At 41.0% G+C, this 19962-nt stretch carries 15 protein-coding genes; 11 read left to right on the forward strand and 4 right to left on the reverse strand.

The annotated features are described in order from the left end of the window. Positions 1-74 precede the first annotated feature (74 nt). Positions 75-1280: a GGDEF domain-containing protein gene (locus G602_RS0102995; RefSeq protein ID WP_026657607.1), complete on the reverse strand. Its 1206-nt coding sequence runs from the start codon at positions 1278-1280 to the stop codon at positions 75-77. 258 nt (positions 1281-1538) lie between these two features. Between G602_RS0102995 and G602_RS0103000 the strand changes: the two genes are divergently transcribed. Next, positions 1539-2666 carry an aldo/keto reductase gene (locus G602_RS0103000; RefSeq protein ID WP_026657608.1) on the forward strand — a complete coding sequence of 376 codons (1128 nt, stop codon included), beginning with the start codon at positions 1539-1541 and terminating at the stop codon, positions 2664-2666. 8 nt (positions 2667-2674) lie between these two features. On the opposite strand, the gene G602_RS0103005 is transcribed toward G602_RS0103000, so the two are convergent. After that, positions 2675-4111: a diguanylate cyclase domain-containing protein gene (locus G602_RS0103005; protein WP_026657609.1), complete on the reverse strand. Its 1437-nt coding sequence runs from the start codon at positions 4109-4111 to the stop codon at positions 2675-2677. A gap of 177 nt (positions 4112-4288) precedes the next feature. On the opposite strand from G602_RS0103005, the gene G602_RS0103010 reads away from it, so the two are divergent. Then, entirely contained in the window at positions 4289-6862 is a 2574-nt protein-coding gene (locus G602_RS0103010; RefSeq protein WP_026657611.1) for a PEP/pyruvate-binding domain-containing protein, read from the forward strand. On the opposite strand, the gene G602_RS32165 is transcribed toward G602_RS0103010, so the two are convergent. After that, positions 6859-7035, reverse strand: coding sequence for a TetR-like C-terminal domain-containing protein (locus tag G602_RS32165; protein WP_442855897.1), 177 nt, complete (start codon positions 7033-7035; stop codon positions 6859-6861). The genes G602_RS0103010 and G602_RS32165 overlap by 4 nt on opposite strands. Between G602_RS32165 and G602_RS24930 the strand changes: the two genes are divergently transcribed. Beyond that, positions 7008-7796, forward strand: coding sequence for an NAD-dependent epimerase/dehydratase family protein (locus G602_RS24930; RefSeq protein ID WP_049945018.1), 789 nt, complete (start codon positions 7008-7010; stop codon positions 7794-7796). The two genes, G602_RS32165 and G602_RS24930, sit on opposite strands and share 28 nt — an antisense overlap. A gap of 6 nt (positions 7797-7802) precedes the next feature. Here G602_RS24930 and G602_RS0103020 read toward each other — a convergent pair whose 3' ends face one another. Then, positions 7803-8993, reverse strand: a complete 1191-nt coding sequence (locus G602_RS0103020; RefSeq protein WP_026657612.1) for a helix-turn-helix domain-containing protein — start codon at positions 8991-8993, stop codon at positions 7803-7805. A gap of 159 nt (positions 8994-9152) precedes the next feature. Between G602_RS0103020 and G602_RS0103025 the strand changes: the two genes are divergently transcribed. The 8 genes from G602_RS0103025 (at position 9153) to G602_RS0103060 (ending at position 19891) form a co-directional block, all read left to right on the forward strand. Beyond that, positions 9153-10559: an MFS transporter gene (locus G602_RS0103025; RefSeq protein WP_026657613.1), complete on the forward strand. Its 1407-nt coding sequence runs from the start codon at positions 9153-9155 to the stop codon at positions 10557-10559. A gap of 35 nt (positions 10560-10594) precedes the next feature. Beyond that, positions 10595-13114, forward strand: coding sequence for a glycoside hydrolase family 3 N-terminal domain-containing protein (locus G602_RS24935; protein ID WP_044930885.1), 2520 nt, complete (start codon positions 10595-10597; stop codon positions 13112-13114). 24 nt (positions 13115-13138) lie between these two features. Continuing rightward, positions 13139-15964, forward strand: coding sequence for an alpha-L-rhamnosidase (locus G602_RS0103035; protein WP_026657614.1), 2826 nt, complete (start codon positions 13139-13141; stop codon positions 15962-15964). Positions 15965-16085: 121 nt separating this feature from the next. After that, positions 16086-17006: an ABC transporter ATP-binding protein gene (locus tag G602_RS0103040; protein WP_026657615.1), complete on the forward strand. Its 921-nt coding sequence runs from the start codon at positions 16086-16088 to the stop codon at positions 17004-17006. After that, entirely contained in the window at positions 16999-17919 is a 921-nt protein-coding gene (locus G602_RS0103045; protein ID WP_026657616.1) for an ABC transporter permease, read from the forward strand. Before G602_RS0103040 ends, G602_RS0103045 begins: the two co-directional genes overlap by 8 nt. A gap of 12 nt (positions 17920-17931) precedes the next feature. After that, on the forward strand, positions 17932-18366 hold the full coding sequence (locus G602_RS0103050; protein ID WP_026657617.1) for a LytTR family DNA-binding domain-containing protein: 435 nt from the start codon (positions 17932-17934) through the stop codon (positions 18364-18366). A gap of 1 nt (position 18367) precedes the next feature. Beyond that, on the forward strand, positions 18368-18805 hold the full coding sequence (locus G602_RS0103055) for a DUF3021 family protein (RefSeq protein WP_026657619.1): 438 nt from the start codon (positions 18368-18370) through the stop codon (positions 18803-18805). 249 nt (positions 18806-19054) lie between these two features. Further along, complete coding sequence (locus tag G602_RS0103060; RefSeq protein WP_026657620.1) at positions 19055-19891, forward strand: sugar phosphate isomerase/epimerase family protein; 837 nt, start codon at positions 19055-19057, stop codon at positions 19889-19891. Positions 19892-19962: the final 71 nt, after the last annotated feature.

The following is a 19962-nucleotide window of genomic DNA, read 5'->3' on the forward strand; positions in this document are numbered from 1 at the left end:
TAAATCATATACGAGGCGCACGCCTACGAGGATTACACCCCAGAGTTCAATGAGCTCAATAAGGGCATCTCCTGTCAGGGTCTGTTCTTTAACTGAATAAGCTTATCTATGAAGTCCTTTTCAGTCTTATGGCGCTCGGCTTTATCGGCATAAAGAGCTGAATCGGCGGATGCCACTGCCTGCTCACAGGACATATTCTGGGTAGTGCAGATGAAAAATCCAGTACTGAAAATAGGCATATAATTGAGTGATTTGTTATTATCAAGTTCGGCTTGCAGCCATTCTCTGAAATGGAGCTGTAAGTCCTTTTCTTTTCCGGCAACTACAAACTCGTCACCGCCCCATCTTGCGGCAACGGCATTTTTTGAAAAGAGTATTTTTTGCATTGCTTTACTAAATACGATTAGTGCCTTGTCACCCTCATCATGTCCTAAGATATCATTGATGCTCTTGAAATAATCAAGATCAACCATAATAACAGTGAGAGGATTGTCTTCATTGCAGGTTGCAATTTCTTCGGTTATGAATTCGGTCATTCTCCTGCGGTTATAGAGCTTTGTAAGCGCATCTGTGTAAATCTGTGAATCCTGCAGCTCCACAAACAGCTTCAGAACGACAGGCATTACGCAAAGTTCGATGGCCGGAAGATTTAAAAGAAATGCAATAAGCCATCCGCTTACAGTAAAGAACAAAATGAAAAGAATCTGGCTGCTGTATTTTCTCTTTTCGGGCTTAGTCTTAGCCAGCCGCCTGTTGTGGATGGAAATGACGGTCGCGGAGATAAGGTAGACATAATCCATTAGCAGAATAAAAGGCATTCCGAAGCCGAAAAGGGGAATGGGGCCATCTACTATGTAGACAATGGAGCGTAAAGGAGTATATAGAATGATCAGAACAATCAGGAGCGGAATGTTAATTGCAATATTCCAGAAACTGAAGGATTTTATTTTAAAGACTTTGGAGGATGCGGGAAGGGTTGCGTACACATGCATGAACCAGAAAAAGCACGCAAATGACATGGAAGCAAAACCGGTGGACATAATAAAAAACAGAACAGGTCTCGGGAGAGATGTATAAAAAACATCACCGATAAGTAGTCTTATGTCTACAAGACAGTAGACCATAAAGGATACGAGCATTCCTTTAAATGCTGTAACTTCCCTTTTGTTACCTATATTTTCATTGGTCTTTCTATATATAATATTAAGGGATATAAAGCACATAAGCAGAATCAATAAGATGAATGGCTTAATCTGCATATCCAGAGTAATATCTGTCATTATCAGGTTCCTCCTGTCTTCCTATAATTATACATCTGCGTTTAACAAAAATGGCTTGTGCATCAGTTGTTTTAGATTTTTTTTAGAAAAACTTCGTATTTTCCTGCATCTAAGATCTTTTATTCACCCTAAAAAGTTCACAACAATTCATAAAAACAATCATACAAAATGCCATATAGGATACAGTAAAAGTCTATGATACAATGTCAATTCAGATGTACTTAACAACATATTGTTGTATAAAATTGGAGGTTTATGATGGATAATTCATTTCCTGAAATAAAAACATTTTTTGGCTTTGGATGTATGAGACTGCCTATGAAGGGCACGGAAGTTGATATAGAGCAGTTTAAGGATATGACAGATTATTTTATTGAAAATGGTTTCAATTATTTTGATACTGCTCACGGCTACATTGATGGTAAGTCTGAAGTGGCTATAAAGGCAGCAGTTTCAGACAGATATTCAAGGGATAAGTTCCTTTTGACTGATAAGCTGACTGAGCCTTACTTTAACAAAGAAGAGGATATAAGACCTTTTTTCCAAAGTCAGCTTGATGCCTGCGGAGTTGAGTATTTTGATTTCTATCTCATGCATGCGCAGAATGCGAAGAACTTTGAGCATTTTAAAAAGTGCAGAGCATATGAGACTGCATTTGAATTGAAAAAGGAAGGGAAGATCAGACATGTTGGGCTTTCCTTCCATGATAGCGCAGAGGTATTGGATAAAATCCTGACAACCTACCCGGATGTAGAGATAGTTCAGATTCAGCTTAATTACATGGACTATGAGGATCCTGGAGTACAGAGCCGCAAGTGTCTTGAGGTTTGCAGAAAGCATGGTAAGCCGGTAATCGTAATGGAGCCTGTAAAGGGTGGAAATCTTATTAACCTCCCCGCGGATGCACAGAAGGCTTTTGATGAGCTTGGCAGCGGATTATCTAATGCAAGCTATGCCATCAGATTTGCGGCAAGTCAGGATGGAGTCAGAATAGTACTCTCCGGAATGAGCAATATGGAACAGATGAAGGATAATGTATCCTACATGAAGGATTTCAAACCCCTTGATGAGACAGAGATTGGTGCAATTGCAAAGGTAACCGGAATCTACAAAGGGCTTGATACGATTCCCTGCACCTCATGTCACTACTGCGTAGAGCAGAACCATTGTCCGATGAATATCATGATTCCCGAGATTTTCTCCTGCATGAACACCAGGAAGATTTTCAATGACTGGAATCAGAAGATGTACTATGAAAATGTCCTGACCTCTGAAGGCAAAGGTAAGGCCAGCGCCTGCATAGACTGCGGCGGTTGTGAGAGTGCATGCCCTCAGCACCTCGAAATAAGAGCACTGCTTAAGGACGTTGTTGCGGAATTTGAATAATTCGGAGATTAGCCCTTATACACCGTACATCGTCCTTTTCCCTTCTCCTTAGACTCATACAGTGCAAGATCCGCAATCTCTATATTCTTTTCCAAAGACAGACTACTATCGATTTCTGCTATGCCGCAGCTAAAGCTGATCGGCATAGCAGTATCCTGATCTGAGATAGTCTGTTGCGCATTATCAAGTATTTCCTTGGCCTTTTCGGGAGAGGCATATATTACGCCTATAAATTCATCGCCGCCCCATCTTCCCAGATGACCATTTTCTCCAATACTTTCCTTTAAAGTATTTGTAACCAGAATCAGTACTGTATTTCCGTACAAGTGTCCCTTCGTGTCATTGAAGGTCTTGAAATTATCAACATCAAGCATGAAAAGTGATGCAGTATTCTTTGCATATTTTCGCTTCTTTTCCTTATCAAATCTTTCTCTGAACAATCTGTTATTGGCAATGCGTGTGAGTTCATCTGTATTTTGAGCTTCATAGGTAATATGTGTCAGTTTCGAAAATAGGGTGAAGCTTACAAAAAGGTAACTTAGAATTATGAGTGCAAGAAGAACAATCCTGCGGTTCATCTGAGCGAGCAGGATATTGATGTTGGGAGTTATATCTGTCTGGACGAAAATGTTCCAGTTAAGAGCTTTGTTGTGCATGACTTTAGTACAGATATTCCCGTCATTCCAGGCATAACCGTCATCATCCACCTCCATGGTTATTGTTTCAGTGGATAATCCAAGAGTCTTTGCAGCATCCTCTACAGTCTTATAATAGGTGGTACTTCCTGTAAAAGAATTGTGTGCATTTCCAACATTTGCAATACATACTGTAAGATCATACTCTGATTCATAATTCTCAAGTTTACTCTGAAAGTCATCTATCTTATTACCGACGCCGACAACACCCAGCGTTTTGCCTTTTTCGTCAGTGACAAGACAGTTTACAAAAAGTGAAACGCTGAAGTCATTTACTTCGTCATGGTCAATCTGAATATCATATTCCTGATTTAGATCAAGGAAATTAAAATACCAGGAATCAAAATTGTCATCAGGTGAGACAACCTTGTTAAGACCGCCATCATAGTAGTAGTTATAGGTGTTATTGGAAACAAAGAAGACGATGTCGTAATTATATTTTTCCTTATATTCCTTCAGGTAGTTATAAAGAAGCTTCTTGTGGGCATCAGTTGTATCGCCTACTTCGGAGAGCGTCCACATCTTAAGGAAAATATCATTGGCCATCATCTGTGATGCCACAACCTGATCCGTTGTGGCAATAGTAAGATGAGAGGAGATATCGCCGGCTGTAAATGCAACATCTTCCCTTGCCTGATCTATCGCAAGATTCTTGTAATAGGTATATTCATTTATCTGCAGTCCTGCAAATACCACTATGATAAGAATTACCACTATGATATTTGCAACCAGAAGTGAATGCTTTTTCATAGATTAATTGTACACATCACGATAGGGCAGAACCATTAAAACTCTATTAAATTACTGAATGATTTCTCTTAAAATTCTTTAAGCCCTATGTTATGATATTGGTAAGAGGCAAAGGAGCTTTTTGTTTAAAAGCTTTCTTTGCCTTTTTCTATTGTTTGTTATATGGAGGTATTCATTATGGCAGCATTTGATAGGGTATTGTCGGGAATTCCGGAAATGGATACAGCGCTTGATAATATCAGACTTGGGGATAATGTTGTCTTCAGGGTTTCGGATTTATCGGAGTTTAAGCTTTTTGTGGATCCATATGTGGAGCAGGCTAAAAAGGATAAGCGAAACATTATCTATTTCAGGTTTGCAAGTCATGAGCCTCTGGTGCAGAACTGTCCGGAAGTAAAGATAATACATATTCCGCTGTCGCACCGATTTGAGACCTTTACTGTGGATATTCATAATGCAATAGAAGGGGAAGGGAAGGATGCCTTCTATGTTTTTGACTGCCTCTCAGAGCTGCAGATTGCTTGGGCGACAGATCTTATGATGGGAAACTTTTTCAGAGTTACATGTCCGTTTTTGTTCATTCTTGATACTGTGGCATTTTTTCCGATTATAAGAGGCAAACACTCTTTTTATTCCATCAACAAAATACTTAACACAACCCAGCTTTTCCTTGATGTGTACTCAGATAACAGAAATGTTTATGTTCGTCCTGAAAAGGTGTGGAACCGCGACTCTGACACCATGTTCCTTCCTCACATATACAGGAAGGAAGAGGGGTATTTCAGGCCTATCCTTGACGGGGTTCAGTCCAGCCGTTTTTATCAGATGCTGGATAATTTCCAGAGACCCGGAGAGGACCAGTACATGGATTTCTGGGATAAGTTTTTCAATATGGCAAAGCTACAGTATGACAGCCGTCTGGACATGGAAGAGTCCTGCAACATGATGTGTAATATCATGATGACCCGGGATGAAAAAATGAGGCAAATGGTAAAAAAGCATTTCAAACCTCAGGACTATTTCAATGTGCGAAATCACATGATAGGAACGGGACTTATCGGTGGTAAGGCCTGTGGCATGCTCCTTTCAAGAGCCATAATCCGTAATCTTGCACCTGATATAGATGAGGTTTTGGAACCGCACGATTCCTTTTTCCTTGGCTCGGATATTTACTATACCTACATTGTTGATAATGAATTCTGGGATATTCGCGTAAGGCAGAGAACTGAGAAGGAGTATTTCTCCCTGGCTGACGAATTTGCAGATAAGCTAAGGCATGGAACCTTTTCCGAGGACTTTAGAAATCAGCTTCAGCATATCTTGGAATACTACGGACAGGATCCGTTTATTGTGCGCTCAAGCAGTATTCTGGAGGATGGCTTTGGCAATGCTTTTGCAGGAAAATACGAGTCGGTATTCTGTGCTAACAGAGGAACCCTGGAAGAGCGCTTACTGGAATTTGAGAATGCTATTAGAACCGTTTATGCCAGCACTATGAGCCTCTCAGCGCTTGACTACAGAAAACGAAGAGGACTTGATAAGAGAGATGAGCAGATGGCTCTTTTGGTACAGAGGGTATCAGGATCCTATTATGGACAGTACTATATGCCCTGCGCAGCCGGCGTCGGATATTCCTACAGCCCGTATAAATTCCTTGCGGGAATAGATCCAAAGGCAGGAATGCTGAGGCTTGTCATGGGATTGGGGACCTCTGCTGTAGACAGGACAATGGGATCATATCCGAGACTTGTCAGCCTTGATATGCCTGAAGCGACCTCATCTGTAACGATTGCTGAAAAGCATCAGTTTTCACAGAGAGCAGTAGAGGCTGTGGATGTGACTGACCATGTACTAAAACGTCTTGAATTAAAGGAAATTGAAGCTAAGCTCCCCGGTTATCTTGTGAATACTTTGTTAGAGCATGATTATGAGGTTGAGGATTCCCTGAAGGAACGCGGAATAATCCGAGATGTGCGATTTATATCCTGTAGAGGACTTGTGAAAAAAGAAATCATTATGTCACAGATGCAGCAGCTTATGAAGACGATTCAGGATGAATACCAGCATCCTGTGGATATTGAGTTTACGATGAATCTTTCCGAAACAGGCGAATATTCAATAAATCTCCTTCAGTGCAGACCTCTTCAGGTTTTCAAGGATGAGGGTGGAGTAAGCGTTTCCGAAGACATTCCGGATGAAAAAATTCTTCTGGAAAACTTTGATTCTTCCATGGGATTATCAAGAAGTGTGCCAATAGACCTTATTGTTTATGTGGATCCCAAGGCATATTACAACATGCCATATTCGGAAAAGCCTGCCATAGCTAAAATAATAGGAAGTGTTAACTGGAGTTTTAGGGATAAGGGCAGACATATGATGCTGATTGTCCCCGGACGTATCGGAACTTCATCACCTGAGCTTGGCGTGCCGACAGCGTTCTCAGATATCAGCGAGTTTGAAGTGGTCTGCGAAGTTGAGGAAAAGGATGCAGGCTATAATCCTGAGCTCTCCTATGGAAGCCATATTTTTCAGGATCTTGTTGAAGCAGACATTCTCTATACAGCAATATTTACAAATGAAAAAACAAAAATATTTTCACCAAAGAAACTGAATAGTTATAAAAATATAGTAGATGAATTCAGTAGCGATAAGGATTATTCGGACATAATAAATGTCTACGATCTTAGCTGTTCAGAATTAACATTGGATTACGATCTGGAGAAGAATCATCTGATGCTCCATTGTGACTAACGTGCAATATTGTTGCAAAGAGTATAAATAAGCTCAGCCATCTCGTTTGTAGGTGTTTCAAACCCATTCTGAATCCATACGCGCAGTACGTTGAGACTTCCGTGCATTACGAAAGTGAAAACATAACTTTGTATTTGCAGCAGGTGTGGATGAACGTGTTGAAGGACCGGCACCTATTTATGAGCTTTTCAAAAAATACAATATCGATCCCCTTGACAGACTTTTAAAAATAGCGAAAGAGTGCGGAGTAAAGCACGTCGCTATTTGTGGATCTTACTTTTCATATTTTGCAAAGGAACTTAAGGATTTGAATCTTACAAAGTGGCATCCGTATATCAGAAGCCGTATAGATCAGGAGAACATGGCTCTTTCATATGCGGACAAAGACTTTGATGTTGCTGTTCTTGAGCTCCCCTACATCTTTGGTACACAGCCCGGAAGAAAACCGGTATGGGTGTTCCTTGTGGAGATGATCCGTTCGATGAAGGGTGCTACCCTGTATCCCAACGGTGGTACGACAATGGTTACTGTCCATCAGGTTGGACAGGCAATTGCCGGAGCCATTGAGTATAACAAGGGAGGAAATGCTTATCCGATCGGATACTATAACATGACCTGGAAGGAGATGCTTGCAGTAGTCCATAAATACATGGGATGTGCTGATAAAAGAATCATTACAATTCCAAAATGGATGTTTACCCTCGGAGTGAAAAAGCTCATGAAGGAGCAGAAACGAAAAGGTATAGAGGGTGGTCTTCATATGGTGAAATTTGCTGATATGCAATGCTCCAATCTTTTCATAGATAAAAAAGCAGGGTGCGATAAGCTCCATGTAGAGCCCGACGACATCGATTCTGCAATTGGAGATTCCATAAGACTCTGCCTGGATGTCCTTGACGGTAAACAGCAGGTTGTTGGTATGAGAGGCGAATGAGCAACATTATATGCTTTTTCTGAATTCCTTGGGAGTCATGCCATATTTTTGTTTAAATACATTTTGAAAATAGCTCTGGGAGGAAAAGCATAAGTACTCACTGATTTCGCTTATTGTACGGTCGGAATAGTGAAGCAGGCTCTTTGCCTCCTCCAGCTTTTTTCGCATGATAAAGGTGCTTATATTAAAGCCAAGCTCTCGCTTGAACTTTTTCGAAAGAGTACTTCTTTCCATGCCAAGATAATCGGCGATATCCTCAACCGATATGGGCTGATTGATGTGATTTGATATGTACTGTATAGCTTTGTATATATCCGCCGGCATGTCTGCAGGAATCTTTGCTTCGGCTACTCTTTTTGTAAAGTCCATGGTTGCGGTAGCACTAAGAAAATTTATGGCTGTGGAATCAGTCATTTTCTCAGCCTCCCGGATATATGAATCAGAGAGGAGATAGGCTGTTTCAGCATCAAGACCGCCGGCTACTGCCTGCCTGGTTATGAGTGAAATAGCGGTTATAAAAATGTTTTTTGCCTGACGAAGTGAATCAGAGGCGATTCGCCCCTCTGTGATCTGAGGAACATTTTTCAGAAAAGCCTTAAGCCCGTCAATATCACCTCTTTGAACATAGCCATAGTATTCCTTTTCAAAAAGATAGGTTGCCTGGTACTGCTCATTTTCCTTTCTCTCATAGAGCTCATCCGCATGCTTTCTGCCAACCTGTATCTGTGTTTCGGTATCATATAGTTGCATCTGATTCATCAGATCTATGGTTTCATGGTTCATTTCCCGGTTGATAAGGGTAAGCATATTGAAAAACTGCGACATTGAAAACAGAGGTGTTTTATCGTAAAACTCCTCAACGCCTTTTTTGTATTCAATAGGAAGGCTGTACTCCTTGAGTATGGAATCAACAGTATCCGCAGTGATTTTTATGTTGCTGACAGGACCTATAATAACAGTCTCATTGGTTTTAAAATTTTGCACAACCCCGATATACAGGAATTCCCTTGTGGTGATATAGCTTACATGTTCCTGAGTTTGGGTGAAAAATGATTTATATGAGGCGATAAGATCCACAGGAAGCTCGTTTGCAGGAAAAGACATAACAAGATTGTCTTCGCAAAAATAGTGGATTGGGACGAATGTAATGTTATAAAGGAGACTTAGAAATGTACCGGGATTTTCATGCTTTGCCATATTTTCTTTCCTTAGATTAACTGTTGTGTGTTCACATATATACAATAAAATTCACGTAAGTACAATAATTTTATACGCCAAAATAATATACTGTCAATCGTAAAGTAAAAGGGTTACTTATCAAGCCAAACAGCTAAACAAATAGGGGGGTTATTTATTATGGCAAAGAAACCATTAGGTAAGGACAAATTTGGCGTACAAAAGGTTATGCGGACGGGAGATTATTTTGCAGATTCGCTTGGACAGTTTGCACTGAACTCCATTGCGGGACTTATTGGGCAGCTGACGTATTTTTATACTGACAAGGTTGGTATGGCAGCAGGTGCTGTGGCTACAGCATTCTTTCTTACCAAGATAATAGACGCGTTTACAGACATCATCATGGGTAACATCGTGGATCATACAAAGCCTGGCAAGGAGAAGTACAGACCATGGCTTCTGAGAATGGCATTACCTGCGATGCTTGTAATAATTGCACTGTTTACAGTGCCTTCGGGAATTTCAGGAGCAGGAAAGCTCGCATATATGTTTTTTACTAACATAGTGTTAACAGCAATTATTTATACAGCTATCTGCATTCCTTATTCATCATTTATGGTAGTAAGAACAAACAGCCAGGAAGAGCGTGGAATCATGGGAACCTGGAGAGCAGCTGCAGGTTATGTATCAGGAATGATAATTGCAATCGGAATCATTCCGATAACAAATGCACTCGGCGGTGATCAGACAGCATGGGCCAAATTTGGTATCGGTTTTGCACTGATGACAGGACTTGCAATTCTCTTATGCTGGAAAAGAGCAAGAGAAACTGCTGTAGAGAGAGGAAAAGAAGTTGAAGCTGTAGCGGAGACTAATGAAGAGGAGCCCACTCCTTTTAAGGAAGCAATAACAAATCTTTTTCATAACAAGTATTGGGTTATTGTTTTGGCAGTATGCTTTATGACAAATGTTTCCTATGGTATCAGCGGAGCATCAGGAGCTTATTACTGCAAATGGATTTATGGTAATGACAACCTTACAGGAATCTTAGGAGCTGTTGGTATGATTCCTACAATAATAGGCTTTGCACTTATAGGACCTATGGTAAAAAAATTCGGAGTTACAAAAACACTTAAGGTTTCATTTTTAATCGGAGCAATTTCCACAGCATTAAGACTCATTGCTCCTGCAAACTTTGTATACAACACAGTACTTGGCGCTTTTGGAACATTTGCAAATATTCCTATGATGTGCCTTACAGGTGTACTTACAGCAATGTCAATTGACTATAATGAATACAAATATGGAAAGAGAATGGTTGCAACTTCTCAGGCTGCTTCAAGCTTCGGAAGTAAGATCGGTACAGGAATAGGAGCTTCCGTTATCGGATGGTGCCTTGCACTTGCAAGCTATGATGGATTTGCAGAGGTGCTTACCCCTGCTGTAAGACAGGCTATATTTACATTTTCAATTTATATTCCGCTTGCACTTTTCATAGTAATGTTCATTCTTACAAATATGTTTGATCTTGAAGGCAAATTACCTGCATTAAAGGAACAGATTGAACTCAGAAAAAAAGCCAGTTAACGATTTCACCAGATAAAGATATACCGGGAGGATTTATGCAGCAGTACGAAAAAGACCATTTGAATTTAATACTTGATAATGCAGCGGAGTGCACGGTTTTGCTTAAAGCAAACGATGCATTCCCGATTTCCAAACCATGCAAAATAGCAGCTTATGGTGCGGGTATCAGACACACAGTCATGGGCGGAACAGGCTCAGGTGAGGTGAATACCAGATTTTCATATACTATCGAGCAGGGACTTGAGAAGGAAGGCTTTGAAATCACAAGTAAAAAATGGCTGGATGAATACGATGCTGTAAGAAAAGCTGCAAATAAACAGTTTTTCAAGGATCTGACGAAGGAAGCTAAGGCTAAGCATGAGAATCCCATCATGTATACCATGGGAAAAGCTATGCCGGAACCTTTTTATCAGATTCCACTCGATGCAAAAGGCGATGCTGCAATCTATGTTGTAAGGCGAGATTCAGGCGAAGGAAATGACAGGTCAGTAGTAGAGGGCGATGTAAAGCTTGCCCGCTCTGAAGTAAGGGACATTCTTGAGCTCAATAGTAAGTTCAAACACTTTATGCTTGTTTTAAACGTGGGCGGAGTAGTGGACTTGTCCCCGGTCATGGAAGTGGAGAATATTCTGATTCTCTCACAGCTTGGTGTGGACTGCGGAAAAGTACTTGCTGATATTATTACAGGAAAACAGAATCCTTCCGGTAAGCTCACTACAACCTGGGCTGCATGGGAGGAATACAGTAAAGAAGGTACCTTCGGAGACTTTAACGACAACGAGTACAGAGAAGGTATCTATGTAGGATATCGCTATTTTGATACCTTTGGAAAGAAAGCACTTTTCCCTTTCGGATATGGTCTTTCATACACAACCTTTGAAATATCTGCATACAAAATAGTGGAAAATGCAGACTGTGTGACTTTAAAGGCGAAAGTAAAAAACACCGGACTCCATGAAGGAAAAGAGGTGGTACAGGTTTATGTATCACTTCCCTCCGGAAAGCTCGATAAGGCATATCAGGAGCTTGCAGGCTTTGCAAAAACATCCCTTTTAAAACCGGGAGAAGAGGAGCAGGTGGAGATTACCTTCAATCTGTCTGATCTTGCTTCCTATGATGAAGAAACTGCTTCATTTATTTTGGAAAAGGGTGATTACATCGTAAGAGTAGGCAACAGTTCGGCGTCAACCAAGGTTGTCGCGGCTATAGAACTTGATGAAACAGTTACAACATTAAAAGTTAAAAACTGTCTGGGCGATCCGGGATTTGAAGATATTAAGGCGCCTTATTGGGACAATCATAAAAGAAATGCTCTTGAAATAGGAAAAGTTATTTTTTCTAATGGAAAGGATTCTTCCGGGATCCAGAAACTCTCTATAAGCTTTAAGGCAATATCACAGGAAACGGTATCTTATAAATCAGATTATGAAATCGACGATGTGGTCAAATCTCTAACTGATGAAGAGCTGTGTTTCCTTGGAATAGGCGGCTTTAATCCAAACGCAAAGGGACTGAGCGTTATAGGAAATGCTGCAACTCATGTTGCAGGCGCTGCAGGTGAGACTACCTCTGAACTGTTTTTACGAGGAATCAAGCCGCTTATAATGGCTGACGGACCTGCGGGACTCAGGCTTTCCAAGCTCTATTATGAGGATGAAAAGGGTGCTCACAGTGCTGACGGTGCAGGTATGATTCCGGAGAGCATGCTTGAAGCTATGGGGCCTGTTGTAAGATTTATAGCAACTAAGGTTGTTGGCGGGAAAAAAGCACCGAAAGGCGCTGAAATTAAAGAACACTACGCCACGAGAATTCCGATTGGAACTGCCATAGCCCAGAGCTTTAATACAGAGCTGGCAAAAGCTTTTGGTGACATGGTTGGAAGCGAGATGGAAATGATGGGAATTCATCTTTGGCTTGCGCCGGCTTTAAATATTCACAGAAGCATATTGTGTGGCAGAAATTTTGAGTACTATTCAGAGGATCCGCTGGTTTCCGGACTTATGGCAGCAGCAATTACTGAAGGTGTTCAGAATCATAGGGGCTGTGCTACAACAATAAAGCATTACGCAGCTAATAATGCTGAGACAAATCGTTACTGTAATAATTCACATGTCAGCGAGCGTGCTATGAGAGAGATTTATCTTCGCGGTTTTGGAATCTGCGTAAGAAAATCCCAGCCTCATGCCCTTATGACAAGCTATAACCTTTTGAACGGAACTCACACCTCAGAACATCGCGGACTTATTGAAGATATCTTAAGATGCGAGTTTGGCTTTGAAGGAATTGTCATGACTGACTGGGTTATGACTGTAATGGACAGTAAGAAATCAATTTATCGCAACGCTGTTTCAAATGAGGTGGCTGCAGCGGGCGGAGATCTTTTCATGCCAGGTGGTAAGAAGGATTATGAAAATGTCCTGAAAGCGCTTAGGGATGGAAGGCTTAGCAGAGAACAACTTGAAATTAACGCTACGAGAGTAGTGAGAATGACAGAGAAGCTTATGAATTCCTGTGCAGAATACGCTGATTATAACTTAGAGTTACGCATAGGTTGAAACAGCACAATTTGGAGAAGAAATATGAATTTACATGATTTAAGAATAGAATATGATAAGCATCCTAGAGGCTTAACAGTAGAAAGGCCAAGATTCTCATGGAAAATAGTTTCTGATAAAAAAAATACCATGCAGACAAGTTATCACATACTGGTGCAAAAAGCGGAAAATAGCATAAACAATAGTGATGCCATAATGAATGGTAAGAATTTAGAAAGCGAAATAATTTGCGGAGATAGTAATAGCGATACAGGAAGTTATATCGTTTGGGACAGTGGCGAAGTAAAATCCGATACTTCCATTCATGTGGAGTATGCTGGTGAGAAGCTGGAAGATGAAACTGAATACACAGTCATGGTAACAGTCACAGGCAACCACGGCGAGACAGCAAGTATAACTGGGGCATTCGAGACAGGAATCTTCAGCAATGAGAGCTTTGAAGCAAAAATGATCACGCATGACTTTGATGAAAATGAGACAGCATGCCCTGTATTCTATAAGCTTTTTGAATGTGACAGAAAGGTTAGGAAGGCAACTGCTTACATTACAAGTCACGGAGTATATGAGGCTTCATTAAATGAGAAAACTATCGGAGACCTTAGGATGGCTCCGGGCTGGACAAGTTATCACAACAGATTACAGTATCAGACATATGATATTACTGACCTTATCAGAGATGAAAATATCATAGAGATCACTGTTGCAAACGGCTGGTATAAAGGTATCTTCGGCTTTGCATTAAAGGCAAATAATTATGGTGACAGAGTAGGATGCTTTGCTGAAATTCATATCCTGTATGAAGACGGCAGCATGGAGAAAATCTGCACAGACGAAAACTGGTCAGTAAGAAACGGTCAGATTCTTTCGAGTGAAATATATATGGGCGAGTCTGTAGATACCACAAAGACAGACTTTAGTGATGGCAACCTTTCCATAAAGGAATTTGACATAAAAACACTTACATCACAGGAAAATGAGCCTGTGAGAGTGACAGAGAGAATTAAACCCGTGAACATTTTTACGGATCCGGAGGGCAACAAGCTTGTTGATTTCGGCCAGAATCTTACCGGTGTTGTGGAACTAAACATCAAGGGTGAAAAAGGACAGAAGGTAACTGTCAGTCATGCTGAGACCTTAGATAAAAATGGAGTATTTTACCCTGAAACACTCAGGAAAGCAAAATCAATTGATGAGTTCGTGCTAAATGGAGAACAACAGATACTCTCACCAAAATTCACTTTCCATGGCTTTAGATATGCGAAAATAGAAGGCATTGAAAAGCTCTCGGAAGACATGTTTACAGCCCTTGTTATCCACTCTGATATGGAAGTCATAGGAGAATTTAACTGTTCCAACAAAAAGGTCAATCAGCTCTATAGTAATGTGACCTGGAGCTTTAGGGACAACTTCCTGGATATTCCGACAGACTGTCCACAGAGGGATGAGAGACTTGGCTGGATGGGAGATGCACAGGTATTTTCATGGACTGCATCAGAGATTAGAAACACAGCCAGATTCTACAGTAAATGGATGAAGGACATCGCTGCTGAATCCTCGCTTGAAAAAGGCGTGCCTCACGTTGTGCCCAACATCCTTGATTCCTACAGCTCATCTGCATGGTCTGATGCTGCGGTGATTATTCCCTGGGTGGTTTACCAGACCTATGGAGATACTAAGATTCTCTCAGATTCCTGGCAATGCATGCACGAATGGGTTGACTATATAAAGAATCATTGCGGTGAAAACGGATTGTGGCAAAGCGGCTTCCAGTACGGCGACTGGCTTGCACTCGATAAGGAAGAGATGGCAGACAGAACCGGTGCAACAGATAAGTACATGATAGCCAATGCTTACTATTTATATGTAACTGATATTGTAAGAAAAACAGCCAGGGTTCTGGGATATGCTGATGCTGAGAAGAATTATAGTGACCTTTATGACAAAACAATCGAAGCTTTCAGGAATGAGTATTACACTCCCACCGGAAGAATAGTAAGTGAAACTCAGACAGGTGCTGTGCTTTCTCTGTATTTTAATCTTGCAAGGGAAAAAGACAGAAAGAGAATAATGGACACCCTGGTAGAGAATATCGGAATTCACAAGAATCATCTTGTTACAGGTTTTGTTGGAACACCTTATATCTGCCATGTGCTGTCTGAAAACGGAGCTCACGATCTTGCGTCCACTCTTTTTATGAGAGAGGATTATCCCTCATGGCTCTACGCTGTAAACAAGGGAGCCACAACAATCTGGGAGCGTTGGAACTCAATTACTCCGGATGGAGATTTTGATGAGTCCGGAATGAACTCTCTTAACCACTATGCCTACGGCTCAATTGCAGACTGGATGTTCAGGAAAATATGTGGTATATCACAGCTTGAACCCGGTTACAAGAGATTCAGGGTTAAGCCTATGTTTGTAAAGGGAATCTATGAATCAGGCCGCTCCTATGAAACAATGTACGGAACCATAGAAAGCCATGTAAGCTGCAGAGACGGAAAAATTAAAGTGAAGGTGGTAGTGCCCGCTAACACAACAGCAGAGATAATTTTACCGGAGAAAAATGAGACAGCCGTTGTTGGCAGTGGAACCTATGAATATGAGTATGTTACCGATACGGATCTCACCGTGGAAAAGTACAGCATGGAAAGTACCCTCGGAGAAATTCTTCAGGAGCAGCTTGCAAAGGATATGTTCGAACAATTTGCTCCGGGCATGCTTGATAATCCCATGATCGGTTACGCAATGGGCATGTCACTTACTGAGATGCTTACCCAGGCCCCTGAAGCAAAGCCTATGTATGAAGCAGTAATTGCAGCCCTCAATGTTCAGGAAAAGGCGAACCAATAACTAAAAATGTATTTCACCTTATGAAAAGTGCAACTCACCGTAGTTGCGCTTTTTTTATGCCGAAAATGCGTTAATATCGTTTTCAGAAGGAACTTATAGACAAATACGAAAGGGGTTTGGTATGCAAAACGCAATTGAGGTAAATAAGCTGCAAAAAAAGTACGGAGATATGACAGCTGTAAATAACATTTCTTTTTCTGTAAAACAGGGTGAGCTGTTCGCATTCCTTGGAGAGAATGGTGCAGGAAAATCCACAACGATAAACATGCTAAGCACAATTCTTCCAAGGACTTCCGGTGAGGCGCGGCTGATGGGGCATGAGCTGGGAAAAGAGGATGACCTTATAAGAAATGAAATAGGAATCGTTTTTCAGAATTCAGTCCTTGATAATAAGCTCACAGTAAAACAGAACCTGATGACCCGGGGTGCTTACTACGGATACAGTAAGAGCGAGATGGCTGACAGACTGAAAGGTTTCTGGGAAGAATTCAATCTGGAAGAGATTTGGAACAGAAAATACGAGAAGCTTTCAGGGGGACAGAGAAGACGCGTTGATATAGTAAGGGCGCTTATTCATAAGCCCAGTATTCTCTTTCTGGATGAGCCCACCACAGGACTTGATCCGATGTCACGCAAAATGGTCTGGGATTACATAAATCATCTGAGGAGACATGAGAAGCTTACGATTTTTCTCACAACCCATTATATGGAAGAAACGGCGGAAGCTGACAATGTGGTGATCATGGATAAGGGAAATATCATAGCAGAGGGGACACCTGCTGAACTTAAGAGCAGATATACAGGCAAAAAGCTCATCTGGTATACAGAGGAATGCGAGAAGAACAAGCAAATCCTGGAAAACTCAAATGTTCATAAGTATCAATATGAAGCGGATCACTACAATATCGCAATGGATGAGGGAATAACCGAGTTTGTATGGAAGAACAGAGATATGGTTAAGGACTTTGAAGTGATCAAGGGAACAATGGACGATGTATTTTTAACACTTACGGGAAAGGAAATGGTGGAGTGCAATGGCTAAATTAAGAGGACTGTTAGGACTTACAAAGAGAAATATGCTGGTATATTTTAACAACAAAGGAGCGATCTTTTTCTCAATGCTTACTCCTATTATAATACTTGCACTGTATCTGCTATTTTTAAAAAATACTTTCCTTTCATCACTTGAAGGGGCTGCAGCAGGTCTTGGGAATCTCATAAGTGACGGGGATATGGATCAGTTTGTAAACGGACTTTTGCTCACAGGAATAATCAGTACTGCGCTACTTACGATTCCTTATAACGCACTTGAGATTATCGTTAAGGACAGAGAGGATAAGGTTGACCTGGATATGATTTCAACACCTGTAAAAAGGTGGGAGATAATACTGTCTTATTTTCTTGCAGCAGTGACAACCGCATTTTTGCAGACAATGATAGTGCTCTCTTGCGGAATAGGAATTCTTGCGGCAAACGGTTCAATGTATCTTGTAGCGACCGACCTTATAAAGCTTGTGGGAGTTATTCTTCTTGGAACAGTTTCTTCAACAGCGATTTTTATGTTCATTATGATGTTTTTTAAAAACATGGGAACCTGCAGTGCATTCATGGGAATCCTCTCTGCAGTATCCGGATTTGTGATCGGAGCATATATTCCGCTTTCAGAGTTTAATAAAAACATCCAAAATGTATGTAATCTAGTTCCGGCTACAGGGATCTCCATCCTTATAAGAAATTATCTATCGGGAGGTATACTCAGGCACATGGATGAAAGCATTGGCGGAGTTGATAACGGGGCTTTCATGGATGCCATGCGTGAGGTCTTTTCATTTAATACATACGCTTTCGGGAAAAGCTGGACATTGAATCAATCCTGCACATATATAATAATAGTAACAGTACTTTTTGGTCTGGCAGTAAGGATAATTTACCCAAAGGTATATAACAAACGATAAGAGGAAAAGGTTTTGAGGGTTACATTTAATAAGATAGGACAGGGTGAAACTGAATACGCGGTGATTAACGCACATGAACGCACCTCTGCCATAGATACAGTAATAGGGCTCCTTGAAAACGGGGAGCAGATAATACTCGGCTACAAGGACGGTGAGAGCATTCCATGTCCTGTTTCAAAAATCTATTATTTCGAAACGGTAGACGATAAGTGTTTTGCCTACACCAAGGATGACTGTATTGAGATAAAGAGCAGACTTTATGAGGTGGAGGGACAGCTTGACTACAGATTTTTCAGGTGTTCCAAATCCATGATCTGCAATATCAGGAAAATAAAGAGCGTGAAGGCTGAGTCAAATGCCAGAATGCGTGCAACGCTACTAAACGGCGAGCCGGTTATTATTACCAGAAGCTATGTCAAAGAAATGAAGAATAGATTGGGGTTATGATATGAAAAAAATAAAACTTATAATCGAACAGACTATGATGGTAAGCTTCATGGTACTATGCTATGTCAGTATTTACGGACTGTTGGCATTACGACCTTTGAACTACACTTTTGACTGGTACATACCTGGATCCATTGTGTTGGCGAGCTTTATATGCAGCCTCCTAACGGTATTCTTTCTGTACCCGGATGATGAAGGAAAAGATTCTCCGGCACTAAGCTATACGCTTCGTATAGTCGCACATTTCATTTTACTGTATATCATCATTATGGCCTTTGGACATCTTTGCCACTGGTATCACGGAACCTTCGGCTTTATTCTGACCTCGATAATTTACGTGATAATCTACCTGGGATCCTGGGTCGGAACTCTTATGATTTTCAGGCATGATGAAAAGATTATCTCTGAAGCCCTCGAAAACATCAGGGATGATGACTAAACTTCGCATATCGAAATAAATGAAACATATACGGCACATTTGTTGCATGGATTTTTTATAAGTCCATTTTGATTGCAACAAGTGTGCCTTTTTTAGAAATCTGAACAAAGAGGAGGACTTCCCAAAACGATAATATATAGACCATAAGATAACAAAAAGCGCTGAACAATAAAGCGCATGTAACACGCAAGATACTGCGAAGATAGCGGTATTGGGAGAGCACAAGTATAGAAAAGAGAGGATATAAAAATGAGTAAGCTTCCTGTTGCAATTCAGGTATATGGCCTCCGTGATCTTCTGGAGAACACACCTGAAAATTTCAAAAATGTAATGACAAAGATTAAGGAATTCGGATATGACGGCGTTGAGCTTGCAGGACTTTACGGTCTTGAGCCCGCATTCGTTAGAGATACATTGAAAGAAGTAGGACTTACACCTGTAAGTGCACACGTTGCATTTGCTGATATGATGGATGATCTTGATAAGGTTATTGCAGACTATAAGGAAGTCGGCGTTCAGTACCTTGTAATGCCTTACATGGCTGAGGAGTACAGACCGGTTAATCCTGAAGGCTTTGAAAAGTTCCTTCCTTTATTAAATGAAGTAGGAAAGAAAATACATGATGCAGGAATGACATTCCTTTATCACAACCACGATTTCGAGTTTGTAAAGCTTCCTGATGGAAGATATGGCTACGATGCAATGTTCGAGGCAATTGATCACGACAACCTTATGTGCGAGCTCGACACCTGCTGGTGTGATGTTGCAACAGGCCAGGCACCTGAATTCATAGAGAAGTATACAAATAGAATTCCGATCGTACACCTTAAGGACTACATCAAAAAGGGTGAAGTTAAGAGCATGTACAAACTCATCGGTATTGAGGAAGAGGAGTCAGAGGGTGATACAGGCTACTTCGGATTCCGTCCCGTTGGCTTTGGCCAGATGATCTGGGAGCCCGTTCTTGAAGCATCAGTTAAGGCTAATGCAAAATGGGTAATCGTTGAGCAGGATGAGCACTATGATGCAGACGTTCTTGAGTGCGCAAGAAGAAGCCGCGAGTACCTCAGGATTTTCGGATGGTAAGCCATTTATAGAATAGTTATTAAAAATCTACACCCTAAGAGGAAAAGCTATTTAAATTTATACCTTAAAAA

This window comes from Butyrivibrio sp. AC2005 (assembly GCF_000424145.1).
GTDB lineage: Bacteria > Bacillota > Clostridia > Lachnospirales > Lachnospiraceae > Butyrivibrio.

Coding starts and splice junctions, on each gene's coding strand:
- G602_RS0102995 (WP_026657607.1), bottom strand. CDS start 1,280: ATGACAGATATTACTCTGGATATGCAGATTAAGCCATTCATCTTATTG.
- G602_RS0103000 (WP_026657608.1), top strand. CDS start 1,539: ATGGATAATTCATTTCCTGAAATAAAAACATTTTTTGGCTTTGGATGT.
- G602_RS0103005 (WP_026657609.1), bottom strand. CDS start 4,111: ATGAAAAAGCATTCACTTCTGGTTGCAAATATCATAGTGGTAATTCTT.
- G602_RS0103010 (WP_026657611.1), top strand. CDS start 4,289: ATGGCAGCATTTGATAGGGTATTGTCGGGAATTCCGGAAATGGATACA.
- G602_RS0103020 (WP_026657612.1), bottom strand. CDS start 8,993: ATGGCAAAGCATGAAAATCCCGGTACATTTCTAAGTCTCCTTTATAAC.
- G602_RS0103025 (WP_026657613.1), top strand. CDS start 9,153: ATGGCAAAGAAACCATTAGGTAAGGACAAATTTGGCGTACAAAAGGTT.
- G602_RS24935 (WP_044930885.1), top strand. CDS start 10,595: ATGCAGCAGTACGAAAAAGACCATTTGAATTTAATACTTGATAATGCA.
- G602_RS0103035 (WP_026657614.1), top strand. CDS start 13,139: ATGAATTTACATGATTTAAGAATAGAATATGATAAGCATCCTAGAGGC.
- G602_RS0103040 (WP_026657615.1), top strand. CDS start 16,086: ATGCAAAACGCAATTGAGGTAAATAAGCTGCAAAAAAAGTACGGAGAT.
- G602_RS0103045 (WP_026657616.1), top strand. CDS start 16,999: ATGGCTAAATTAAGAGGACTGTTAGGACTTACAAAGAGAAATATGCTG.
- G602_RS0103055 (WP_026657619.1), top strand. CDS start 18,368: ATGAAAAAAATAAAACTTATAATCGAACAGACTATGATGGTAAGCTTC.
- G602_RS0103060 (WP_026657620.1), top strand. CDS start 19,055: ATGAGTAAGCTTCCTGTTGCAATTCAGGTATATGGCCTCCGTGATCTT.